Origin of the sequence: Rouxiella sp. T17 (genome assembly GCF_036663475.1) — a bacterium.
GTDB lineage: Bacteria > Pseudomonadota > Gammaproteobacteria > Enterobacterales > Enterobacteriaceae > Rouxiella.
Map to the genome: position 1 here is coordinate 66,401 of NZ_JAWUEA010000010.1, position 11,871 is coordinate 78,271.

Consider the following 11,871-nt stretch of genomic DNA (forward strand, 5'->3'; position numbering starts at 1 on the left):
ACAAGGAGAAAAGGCTGCAACAAGAAGAATTATTGTGCAGATGGGTAAAACACGGAGGAGATTTGCGGGAAATCTTCGGCTTTTTTACCGATTAAGCGATCCGGCGCAAAATCGGCCAATAAATCCGATCGCGTCTTATCAATAATTTCTTCGGCACAGAGTCTTCCTAATAGCGGACCCAACGTCATGCCGCTGTGCGTTACCATCAGATATACCCGCTTGTCTGGCGTAACGTAACCCATGGCAGGCAGGCCGTCAGCTGGGCGTGCGCGCTGACCTATCGCAATCCGCTCGATTTTAGCGTGATCGACATTGGCAAAAATACGACGCAGGCGGCGGAGCATCTCTTTGGCGATAAAACCGTCGGTAGAAGGCAGCAGCGAAGGGTTGACGTAAAGGTCGAGGTCGAGCGCCTGCAACAGCAAACGACCGCCGCCGTCGGGACGAACATTTAATTCGGGCGTAATTAGATTTGCGTCAAGCTGGAGCGGCAGCGGGGCGGTGTAAGCCAAGAATCCACAGGCGACTCTGTCGGCTTTGTTAGCATCAATCAGCGCCAAATCCAGACCAATATTGGCCATTAGTTCGCGCGACCAGCGGCCCGTCGCCAACACAACTTGATCGCCTGTCCACTGCTCGCCGTCGGCTAGCGTCAGTGTGACGCCGTGCTCCGTTTCATTGAGCGAAACGATGTCGCTGTGATTGCGCAGCACGGCACCCGAGCTTTTGGCATCGGCCCACAGTTTAGCCAGTAAAATTGACGGATAAAGAATCGCCTCAGTCGGGAAAAACCATAGTTCGTCAGCCTGCGGATCAATACGAATTTCAGGGAGGCGAGCCTGAACGTCAGCACGCGACAGCTTTTCGACGGGATAGCCCAGCGTGGTTAAATTTTCTGTGCGTTCGTTCAGCCGGTGTTGCAGCTCTGAGCCAGTTGCCCATTCATAGGTGCCGGTTTGATGGAACCACGGCGCGCCAACTTGGCCTTCGCGCTGGAGCTCGACGTGCTCGTCTATCGCCGTTGCGTTAAGTTGATGATAGCTGTCAGGGCTTTTGCCGTTGGAGTTCACCCAGGCAAACGTGGTGCTGCTGGTGCCTGCGCCAATGTAATCGCGTTCGAAAATTGTTACCTCGGCACCTTTTTGCGCCAGCTGGCGGGCGACGGACAGCCCGAGAATTCCGGCACCGATTACGGCAACCTTTTGTTTATGAGCAGATTTACTTGTCATGATTCCCCAATTAAAAATTAAAGATAACAAAAGGCCCACAGCAGGCCCGCATGCACGTACTCCCGTTTATCGTTAAGAACCTATCATTAATAACCTATCCTTAATAACAAAAAACGCGGCGAGCAAAGCGGCACGCCGTCGATGCATTTTTTATCTTAGTGTTTACTGACCCAAACATCATAGGCATTTTCAGGTATTTGCCTAAATGCGCGGAAGCCAATGCCATGGACATAAGAGGCCGCCGCAATTTCGTCGTCGGGAGCGTACAGCGGCAAAGCCAGCGCCTGTTGCAAAATCGCGTAGTCTTGCAGCTTGCTGTAAATCGCCTTACGTTGAGGTTCATCTAGAGTATGTGCCGCTTCGTTTAACCACGCCGTGACTTCTGGGGCTTCGGTACGGCTGTAGTTTATTGCGCCACCTTTATCTCTTGGCAGGTAATGATTCTCGAGATCCAGGCCGTCGGTATCATCATGAGAGTTGGCGATAGAGCCGTAATTGCCGTTTTTGATGTACTGGAAATAGGTGCCCGGGTCGACGTAGCGAATCTTTAACTCAATGCCGAGGCGTTGACGCGCCTGTGCCTGAAGTGCTTCAAGCAGCACGTCGCGCTGGTCGCGCACGGTGACCTGCGACTGAACAATCAGAATACTCAAACGATTGCCGTCTTTGGTGCGAATGCCGTCTGCTCCTTTGGTCGACCAGCCTGCCTCGTCCAGCAATTTATTGGCGAGCTGCGGGTTATCGCCATATTTGCCTTCGATGCTTTTATCGTACAAAGGGTCGATAGGCGAAGTCACGCCCCATGCGCGAATGCGGTGACCGCGATAAATCGATTTTACTATTCCCGTGACATCCAGACCCTGCAACAGCGCCAGCCTGACATTGCGCTCTTTCGTCGGTCCGTCATTGATGTTTAAAAATAGCGAATAAGGCGTGCCGGTATTTGGCGCGCTTTGGTAGCTAAAATCAGGATTATCAACGAATTCTCCGGCGTCGTTGCCCGAAATTCCTTCAATGGCGTCCACCTGACCCGAGAGCAGCGCGCCCGTGCGCACGGAGGATTCAGGCAAAATACGATAGGTAATACTGTTTAAATAGGCTGGCCCCTGATGCGCCGCGTTGGCCGACGCCCAATGATAATTTGGATTTTTGGTAAACACGATCTGCTGATTCTTATCCCAGCGTTTCAGGATGAAGGGGCCGGTACCGGCGATATCCGTGCCGCCCGATTTAAGATCCGCCGCTTTGTAAGATGACGGGGAGATCATTTTTAACCAGCTGGCATAAGAGAGAAACGGGCTATAAACCTCGTTGAGAGTGACGGCAACGGTAAACTCATCGGGAGTGGTAATTGAGGCGATGCGCGAGCCGATCACGCACATCGTTGAGCCTGCACAGTAGGTCAGGTTTTTCAGGTTGCGAAAGTTTTCTGCCACCGCCTCGGCGTTGAATTTTTCGCCATTCGAGAAGGTGACATCATGGCGTAATCTAAAGGTGTAAGTCTTATGGTCGGGGCTTATCTCGTAGCCGGTGGCCAGCCACGGAATGTAACTGCCGTCGGGCTTACGCGCCAGCAGCGATTCAAACGCCGCACGCTGCACCAGCTCAACTTTGGTTTGGCCATTAAACTGCGGGTTCAACGTCGTGGGGTTGGTTTCAATGCCCCAAACAAAATCGCCGCCCTGCTGAGGCTGCTGTTTTTCGGCAGTGGAATTTTCGGCGGCATAGAGCGGATTCAAGGTAGCAATAATAATCAGTGAAATTGCTGACAATGTCGAAAATAGAGGCTTGGGCTGCATAACGTGTCCATTCAATAAGCAAAATAAGAGTCATTAAAATGTGGATAACGTCCTGTTCAATGGCGCTTTTCCGTAAGAGAAGAGGGTGATTATTGATGGAGCCGTTTGGTGATGTAAAATCACTATAATTGCTAATTATTGAGGCAAATAAGAATAGCCCGCGGGCTAAAAACCCAGTTTCTGCTAAGGTAAAGAGTCTTGCTGCTTTGATTTTCAATCGTTTTGTTTTGCAAGCGTGATGTTAGATCAATGCTATTTGGTTCGCTTTGGGAGTAATAGTAGGAGTAATAGCATGGAAATAATAAGAAACTTGAATTTTTACCGTATCATTATGTCAACCGACTTCTGGGTTAATATCACCGTCGTATTTGTCGCCACTTTAGTGCTTTATTGGGTAATATCCCAAACCCTCGCCTTGGTCGGCCGCCGCGTGCAAAAATGGAGCACCACGCAGCACAGTGGGCTTTATTTGGTCGCCGTGAATATGCTCGCCAACACCAAAAAAATTCTGGTGTTGTTTATTTCATTATTAATCAGTCTACGTTTTGTCGAGTTGCCTGCTAATTGGCAAAGTGCGCTGGATCACGCCTGGTTTCTGGTGCTAACCATTCAAATTGCGCTATGGATTGACAGCGCGATTCACACCTGGTCAAAAAGAATGACCGGTCATCCTAGTGCGATGCGCAATACCGTCACCTTGGTCATTTTAGGCGTTATGGCGCGATTGCTGGTCTGGACGCTGATGTTTCTGTCGATTTTGGGCAACATGGGCGTCAATATTACCGCGCTGGTGGCTAGTCTCGGGGTCGGCGGTATCGCCATTGCACTCGCCGTACAGGCCGTTTTAAGTGATGTATTAGCCTCGCTGTCAATTGGCTTCGATAAACCTTTTGTCATCGGTGACTTCGTGGTGTTCAAAGATATCTCAGGCACCATCGAACATATTGGCCTTAAAACGACCCGCATTCGCTCGCTAAGCGGCGAACAAATCGTCTGCTCCAACGCTATTTTGCTGCAACAGACTATCCACAACTATAAGCGTATGCAGACCCGAAGAATTGTATTCAGCTTTGGTTTGGCTTACACGACGCCGCCTGAAAAATTGCGTTTAGTGGGCGGGATCGTTAAAGATATTATCGACGCGATGGACGATGCCAATTATGACCGCGCGCACTTCCTGTCATTCGATGATTTCAAATTGACTTTTGAAGTGGTCTATATCGTGCAAAGCGCTGACTACAATAAATATATGGATATCCAGCAGGAGGTAAATATTCGCCTGATGGAAAAACTTGAGGAGCAGGGCATTAAACTCGCTATTCCGGTGCAACAGGTATTTGTACAAAATGAGGGTAACGACTTTGCCGAGCCGCCGAGAGGAGGGAATCTTTATAACGCCAACTCAATGAGGCAATAAGATACCAAGCCGCACGGTAAGTTAGAGATATACAATAGAACACCACGCGTTAACGTGGTGTTCTATTAATAGGTGTTTTATTAACTGAAGTTTTATAACGTATAAACCTTTAACGCTTAAACCTTCAATGCTAAAACCTAAATTAATTGGCGTCGAAAATGACGTACAGTTTGCGCATCTGCTCGGCGATTACCCAAGTCCCTTCGGTATTGGCTTCAAAGAAGAACGAATCGCCTGCGGTAAAGGTTAACGTCTCTTCGCCATCTGGGGTGAATGAGCCGTTTCCCCCCAGAAAATGCATGATTTCGGCCTGCTTGACTGAACGGCGGTAGCTGCCCGGTGAGCATTCAAAAATGCCCGTATCGATATCTTCCTTGCCAGGAATAATTTTCTGCAAACCCGATAAGGTGACGGACCCCGTCTCGGGTAATCCTTCAACGCTGCCCCAAGACTCCAACTTTTCAATGGCCGCAGGTTGTCCAATTTTTTGCACTTTCATCTAAACAATTCCTCAAGGTGAATGCCGAACAGCGCCAGAAAATGTCGAGCGCGCATAAAGTTTTAGGGCAACCTGAATTTAGGCTGTGACCCAGAGTCCAGCATAAAGTAGCGGCTGAAAACATTGCGTGAGTAATCGCCTGTCGATTAACAGATTCACGCGCAATTACAGCCGCTTTTGATACAAACTGTTGCGGCTTGTGGAGTATGAGGAAGCCGGCATTTAGACGATTTCGGGCAAATGGGCGATCAGTTTGTCGAGCGTCAGCGGGTAATTTCTTACGCGGACGCCCGTGGCGTTGTACACGGCATTGGCGATCGCGGCGCTGACCCCGCAAAGCCCTAACTCCCCGACGCCCTTGGCTTTCATAGGCGAAGAGACGGCATCGGTTTCATCAATAAATATCACGTCCTGCTGCGGAATATCGGCGTGTACCGGCACTTCATAGCCCGCCAAATCGTGATTTACAAAGAATCCGAGCCGTTTGTCTACCGCCAACTCTTCAGTCAACGCCGCGCCAATGCCCATCGTCATCGCGCCGATAACCTGACTGCGCGCGGTTTTCGGATTCAAGATCCGACCCGCCGCACAGACGGCCAGCATGCGGCGAATTCGGGTTTCGCCCGTGGCTATGTCGACACCGACCTCGACAAAATGCGCCGCGAAAGTGGACTGCTGAAACTTTTTCGCCAAGTCGCCGTAGTCCATTTCATCTTCGGCGGTAATCGTTCCGTCGCGCGCTGCCTCTGTCAGCGCGGCGTGCTGATTGCCCGCTACGACCTGTCCGTCGGCAAATACGGCGTCTTTTTCGTCAAAACCCAGTTTTTGCAGCACGGCCGCGCGCAGTTTCACGCAGGCCGCGTAGACGCCCGCCGTGGAGCTGTTGGCTCCCCATTGCCCGCCGGACCCTGCCGAGACCGGGAAGTTGGAATCGCCTAAACGGACCACCACTTTTTCAAGCGGCAAGCCCATCATTTCGGCGGCGGTTTGCGCGATAATCGTGTAACTGCCGGTGCCGATATCCGTCATGTCGGTTTCCACCGTCACAATGCCCTGAGCGTCCAGATGCACGCGGGCTGCGGATTTCATCACCTGATTATTTCGAAAACCGGCCGCCACGCCCATGCCGACCAGCCAATTACCGTCGCGCTGCGTGCCGGGTTTGGCGTGACGCTGATCCCAGCCAAAACGTTCCGCGCCGAGGCGCAAACATTCGATAAGTTTACGGCTGGAAAAAGGCCGTTCGGGATTAGCTGGGTCGACCTGCGTGTCATTACGAATCCTGAATTCAATCGGATCCAAGCCGACTTTCTCGGCCATTTCATCGATAGCAATTTCCAGCGCCATCAGTCCGGGCGCTTCACCCGGCGCGCGCATCGCGTTGCCTTCGGGCAGGTCGAGCACGCCCAAACGCAAACCTGTCAGGCGATTGGCGCCTGCGTAGAGCAAATTAGTTTGCTGCACGGCATTTTCGGGCTTGCCGTCCGGCAGATTGCCCGACCAGCTTTCATGGGCGATGGCGAGGATTTTGCCCTCTTTATCGGTGCCAATACGGATCTGCTGGAGCGTGGCGGGGCGATGCGTCGTGTTGTTGGCAATCAGCGGACGCGACAGCGCCAGCTTGACCGCTTTGCCCGCCGCACGCGCGCCCAGCGCGGCCAACAGGGTATCGCTACGCAAAAATAGCTTGCCGCCGAACCCGCCACCGACATAAGGCGACAGCACGCGGACCTTATCTTTATCGATATTTAACGTGGTCGCTAATTCGGTGCGGCACCAGTCAATCATCTGGTTGGAGGTCCAGACGGTCAGCTTGTCATCGTCCCACGCGGCGAGCGTCGCGTGAGGTTCCATCGCGGCATGGGATTGATCTGGCGTGGTATAGGTTTCATTAAGCTGCAACGGGGCGGCGGCAAAGGCAGCGGCAAAATCGCCTAGCGTCTCGTCAGGTTTGTCCTTCTCGGCATGATTCACGCTGGCTTTTATGGCTGCTAAATCATAAGCGCCCGGGTCACGGCGATAGTGCACGTTAACCAGATTGGCGGCGGCGCGGGCCTGCTCGAAGGTTTCGGCGACCACCAGCGCTACCGCCTGATGATAATGCTGAATATTCGGGCCACCAAACAGCTTGGCAATATTCATTTTACCTTGCCCAAGCTTGCCGGCATTTTCGGCGGTGACGATCGCCAACACGCCCGGCGCGTTGCGGGCCGCCCTGATATCCATCGACTCGATTCGCCCTTTTGCCACCGCCGATCCGACCACGTAGCCATAGGCCACGTCGGTAATCTGTTCATGCCATTCATAGGCGTAATGCGCGGTGCCGGTGGTTTTTAACGGACCATCGATTCGGTCATGCGCTTTGCCGACAACTTTTTGCTGATCGATCGGATTTTCGCCCGCTGGAGTATCAAATTTCATGGCTTGAGGACCTCGCTTCAATCAGTGTGCTGGTCAGAGTGCGCTGCGCCAGAATCAGTTTATATTCGTTCTCGTGTGTGGGTTTGGCGTCGGCAAATAGCTGCTCGGCTACCGGCTTTGCGCCGCGCGCCAGTTCGGCTTCGGCGGCTTCGTTTCGCCAAGGTTTATACGCAACGCCGCCCAACGCCACGCGGCCCGAGCCATCTGCTTGCACGATAGCCGCCACCGACACCAGCGCAAACGCGTAAGAGGCGCGGTCACGGACTTTACGATAAAGATGCACGCCGCCGAGAGGTTTGGGCAGTGTCACGGCGGTGATCAACTCACCGCGAGTCAGGGCGTTTTCAAGATGCGGCGTTTTGCCCGGCGCGCGATAAAAATCCGCAATGGGCAACGTGCGCACCTGTCCATTCGGCCCCACGGTTTCAATCTCGGCGTCGAGCAGGCGCATCGCCACCGCCATATCGCTTGGATGAGTGGCAATGCAAGCTTCACTGGCACCGATTACGGCGTGTTGGCGACTGAATCCGCCCAGTGCCGCACAGCCACTGCCGGGTAAACGTTTGTTACATGGCTGATTAGTATCGTAAAAATAGGGACAGCGGGTGCGCTGTAACAGATTTCCGGCAGTCGTCGCTCGGTTGCGTAACTGACCCGACGCGCCCGCCAGCAAGGCGCGAGAGAGCACCGCGTAATCGCGACGCACGCGCATATCGGCGGCTAAATCGGTGTTGCGCACCAGCGCACCAATCCGAAGTCCACCTTCCGGCGTGGGCTGGATTTCATCTAAAGCTAACCCATTGACGTCTATTAAATGACTCGGCGACTCAATCTCCAGCTTCATTAAATCCAGCAGGTTGGTACCACCGGCGATAAACTTGGCGCCCGGATTACGCGCCGCGCTGGTTGCCGCTTCAGCAGGCGTTTTCACGCGTTCGTAGGTGAAAGATTTCATGTCTGGCTCCCCGCGACGTCGGTAATGGCGGCAAGAATGTTCGAATACGCGCCGCAGCGGCAAATGTTGCCACTCATCCTTTCACGCAATTCTGCGGCAGAAATCGGCGTTGGCGATAGCAAATCGGTGCTGACGTGGCTCGGAATGCCCTGTTTCATCTCCTGAAGCACGGCCACCGATGAGCAAATCTGGCCTGAAGTGCAGTAGCCGCATTGAAAACCATCATGTTTTATAAAGGCGGCCTGCATCGGGTGTAATGCGTCGGGCGTGCCTAATCCCTCGATTGTGGTGATCTCCACATCCTGATTCATCACCGCGAGCGTTAAGCAGGAATTTATTCGACGCCCCTCAACAATCACCGTGCACGCGCCGCATTGCCCGTGATCACAACCTTTTTTAGTGCCGGTGAGGTGAAGATGTTCGCGTAAAGCGTCGAGTAAAGTGGTGCGGGTATCGAGTTCAAGCGGATGGGTTTTGCCGTTCACGCGCAGGGTAAGGTGGGAGATATCAGGTGGCGGAGTGGCAGGCGGATCGGTAATACCAAAAGCGGCGGGTGCCGTCAGCGCCACGGCTGAGACCGCACCGGTCTTGATGAGATCCCGTCGGCTGAGAGGAAATCGTCCGCCGTCATTATCTTCCAGCTGCCGAACGTTAAGCTTCTGCTGTTTGGGGTCATGGTTGCTCATGCATTGCCTCCAAGGTGCTAATTTATTTATATTTATTAAAAATTTGAATTTATAGATAACTTGAATTTATTGATAGAGAGATGCAAAACCACGCGGGTCTCAAAGAGGGGAGTAAGCCGATGATGTTTTATTGTTTTAATCGCTTCGAACCGAATACCCTTACATAGCATAAGACTAAATTCAGATCTCGGTGGAATATTTGCCCAAATTAGGCTTATGAGCGGAATTCACAAATGCAAAAAAACCATGCCTGAACGTGGTTTTTGGTTTGAATTCTAACGTTGTCCTTCTTTCTTCTTTTCAAGGTTAGGTTTTTTATTTATTGTTAAATCGATGCAAGATATGCCGTCAATACTCAAGGATGCCTGGATGGAATTCTGGATAATTTTCACCGTAGCCATACTTGCTTACCTGCTTTATCTTCTAAAGATAAAAAATAAGATAAGAAAGACAAAGCATAATAATATCATTGAGTTGGATGACGCAATGCCAGCAAGTACTGACGGAGTAAACATGATCGATAAAGAGGTTTATCCAGTTACCAATGAGCTTGGCAGGCCCATTATCGATAAAGTCACCTTAAGAGTCATTGATAAAGAGGTCTATCCTGTCACTGATGAAATGGGTATGCCGATTTTAGATATATTCCTGGGTCCGATTGTCGAAACTCAACCTCAAGTTTTTAGCTCTGCAGCTTATGATGATTCGCTGACGGAGTTTTCAATCGTTCGTGGAGATACCGTAGAGTTTCAAATAGATAATGAGTCATCCACCAAATTACTCCCCGAAATAAATAAGAAAAAAGGGCGTTGGATTACTCATCAGGAAAACATTTCGGTTGCCGGAGTTACTATAGAAGGGGGCTATTTTTATTTTGGAGGGCAGTTAAACACGGAAAACCTCGGCGATTATTATACTCGTAGCAGTGATCCCGATCCTTCTTTAGTCAATGAAGCCTTACCTATTCAACCAGCCTCAAGAACGTATCAAGATGATTCTTTAGATTACTGGCCATCATTTTTCAAATTATCTCCGCGATGTCGAGGCGCTTATCTCAATTGGTTGGCGAGCGCTCGTAATGATATCAGCACGCCAATTGGCTACGTATTTATCTATTTTTACGGCTTGGAACGCCGCATCTTTGTTGATGGTAAAGTCGAGGAGAAAAAGAGTGCGGGGAGCGGTATCAAAGTTTCAGATGAAGAATATCAGTCATTATTTCAAGAGGTTATACGTTTAAGCGTTTGTTATCATGAGCATGAGGTTTTCCAGCATTATGCCTGTCAATTAATAGAGGCGATGATACTCACCCGTCCTCATCTTTGTTCTGTTAATAATGAAAGCGACTACTTTGCATCGGGCCAATCTTTACTGTTCAAATTCCGGCTTGCCTCGGCTGTAAATTCGGGTCTGCCGATTTCGGGCTCGTTAGCACTGGCGTGGATAAAATATTATGCGGAATATACATTACGGACTCCTGCTCGTCGCTGTGCTGAAGAATTTAATTTATTATTTGAAAAGCGTTATCTGGAGAGTTTTAGCAACGGGTTATTCGTCAAACCCAATAAATCACGATTAGAATTACAATATTTCCCCGCGAGCGGCTCTCTTCGAGGGCTTAACATTGCAACGCCGGATCTTCCCGATCCTGTTTTTTTAAAATCACCAGTCCAGAAATTGATGCAAATTGCAGAAAAATGCACAGATGAATTAGAGGCTTACAGCCGTTATCTCGGAAAAAAAGAGACCTCCCGCGACGATATTGAGGCGGTTATGCTTTTACCCGACGATCTCATCAATCTAAATACCGATACAGTAATTAATAAATTTAGATATTGGGCTGATGAAAAAATATCACAACATTCTGGACTCGCTTTGGTGTCTGAGTTTTGGACATGTCTGAATAAAACGGCTGCTGAAAAAATTAATAAAAAAGAGGCAGAGTTTATGCAAAATGTTGCTCAAAGAGCCGGTTACGGGATTGCACCAGATTTACGTCATCATTTTACCAAGCCTGATAGTGAGGGTTATATTGTGCTATTCAACGTGGAGAGTGGTGAAGTTTTACTGACCTCGACAGAATTTTCCTCCGTGGCCGTCACGTTGCAATTGGGCGTTTTAATTTCGAAGGCAGATAAGCTTATTGATACGTCAGAACGGGAAGCACTCAATAAAATAATTGATCATGATGAGTCGATTTCCCTCACTGAAAAAAAATCGCTACATGCTTATCTTATTTGGCTTCTTAATAGTCCGGACAGCTTGTCTGGCCTTAAAGTCAAAGTTGAAAGTCTTGGTATAAGTGAAAAACGTGCAATCAGTCAGTCAATTATCGCGATTGCCTGGGCTGATGGTAAAATAGACCCCTCTGAAATCAAGCTGTTAGAGAAGATATATCTCATGCTCGGGTTGAACAATGAGGCTGTAACCAGCGATATTCATCGTCTCTCTATCTTGGGAAATTCTTCTTCAACGAGTATTCTCAAAGAGCCCGGCGTTAAAGCCTCATTCTCTTTAGACGCCGCGCTGTTATCACAACATGAGTCTGCGACGAAAGATGTCCAAAGCTTGCTAAGCACTATTTTTGTTGAAGACGATCTTACCCAATCTGATAAACCGTCTCCGTCGGCTCAGCCCGTTAAGGGTCTCGATGAAGCTCATAACGTACTATTTCTACGGCTGATTGAGAAAGAGCGATGGGAAAGAAACGAGGTCGCCGAAATATGCAAAAATATAGGTTTATTAATGGGCGGCGCTGTTGAAGTCATTAATGAATGGTCCTATGAACAAGTTGATGCCCCAGTGCTCGATGATACCGACGAAATCTGGGTTGACCTTGAAATTGTTGAAGAACTAAAAGGGTAA

The 11,871-nt window shown here is 50.1% G+C and carries 8 protein-coding genes; 2 read left to right on the forward strand and 6 right to left on the reverse strand.

Going from position 1 to position 11,871, the window contains the following annotated elements; all coding sequences use genetic code 11:
- Window positions 1–29: 29 nt before the first annotated feature.
- Window positions 30–1,229: an NAD(P)/FAD-dependent oxidoreductase gene (locus tag SC206_RS02785; protein ID WP_332733982.1), complete on the reverse strand. Its 1,200-nt coding sequence runs from the start codon at window positions 1,227–1,229 to the stop codon at window positions 30–32.
- Window positions 1,230–1,384: 155 nt separating this feature from the next.
- Complete coding sequence (locus SC206_RS02790) at window positions 1,385–3,028, reverse strand: ABC transporter substrate-binding protein (RefSeq protein ID WP_332733984.1); 1,644 nt, start codon at window positions 3,026–3,028, stop codon at window positions 1,385–1,387.
- 292 nt (window positions 3,029–3,320) lie between these two features.
- Between SC206_RS02790 and SC206_RS02795 the strand changes: the two genes are divergently transcribed.
- Window positions 3,321–4,445 carry a mechanosensitive ion channel family protein gene (locus SC206_RS02795; RefSeq protein ID WP_332733986.1) on the forward strand — a complete coding sequence of 375 codons (1,125 nt, stop codon included), beginning with the start codon at window positions 3,321–3,323 and terminating at the stop codon, window positions 4,443–4,445.
- A gap of 142 nt (window positions 4,446–4,587) precedes the next feature.
- On the opposite strand, the gene SC206_RS02800 is transcribed toward SC206_RS02795, so the two are convergent.
- The 4 genes from SC206_RS02800 to paoA all read right to left on the reverse strand — a co-directional run bounded on the left by SC206_RS02800 (window position 4,588) and on the right by paoA (window position 9,006).
- Window positions 4,588–4,944, reverse strand: a complete 357-nt coding sequence (locus SC206_RS02800) for a cupin domain-containing protein (protein WP_332733988.1) — start codon at window positions 4,942–4,944, stop codon at window positions 4,588–4,590.
- Between the two features lie 222 nt (window positions 4,945–5,166).
- Entirely contained in the window at window positions 5,167–7,365 is a 2,199-nt protein-coding gene (paoC, locus tag SC206_RS02805; RefSeq protein WP_332733990.1) for an aldehyde oxidoreductase molybdenum-binding subunit PaoC, read from the reverse strand.
- Window positions 7,355–8,320 (reverse strand): FAD binding domain-containing protein, encoded by a 966-nt coding sequence (locus SC206_RS02810; RefSeq protein WP_332733992.1) that lies wholly within the window; start codon window positions 8,318–8,320, stop codon window positions 7,355–7,357. Before SC206_RS02810 ends, paoC begins: the two co-directional genes overlap by 11 nt.
- Window positions 8,317–9,006 carry an aldehyde dehydrogenase iron-sulfur subunit PaoA gene (gene paoA, locus SC206_RS02815; protein WP_332733994.1) on the reverse strand — a complete coding sequence of 230 codons (690 nt, stop codon included), beginning with the start codon at window positions 9,004–9,006 and terminating at the stop codon, window positions 8,317–8,319. Before paoA ends, SC206_RS02810 begins: the two co-directional genes overlap by 4 nt.
- A 369-nt stretch (window positions 9,007–9,375) precedes the next feature.
- Here paoA and SC206_RS02820 point away from each other — a divergent pair, with 369 nt between their 5' ends.
- Window positions 9,376–11,871 (forward strand): tellurite resistance TerB family protein, encoded by a 2,496-nt coding sequence (locus SC206_RS02820; protein ID WP_332733996.1) that lies wholly within the window; start codon window positions 9,376–9,378, stop codon window positions 11,869–11,871.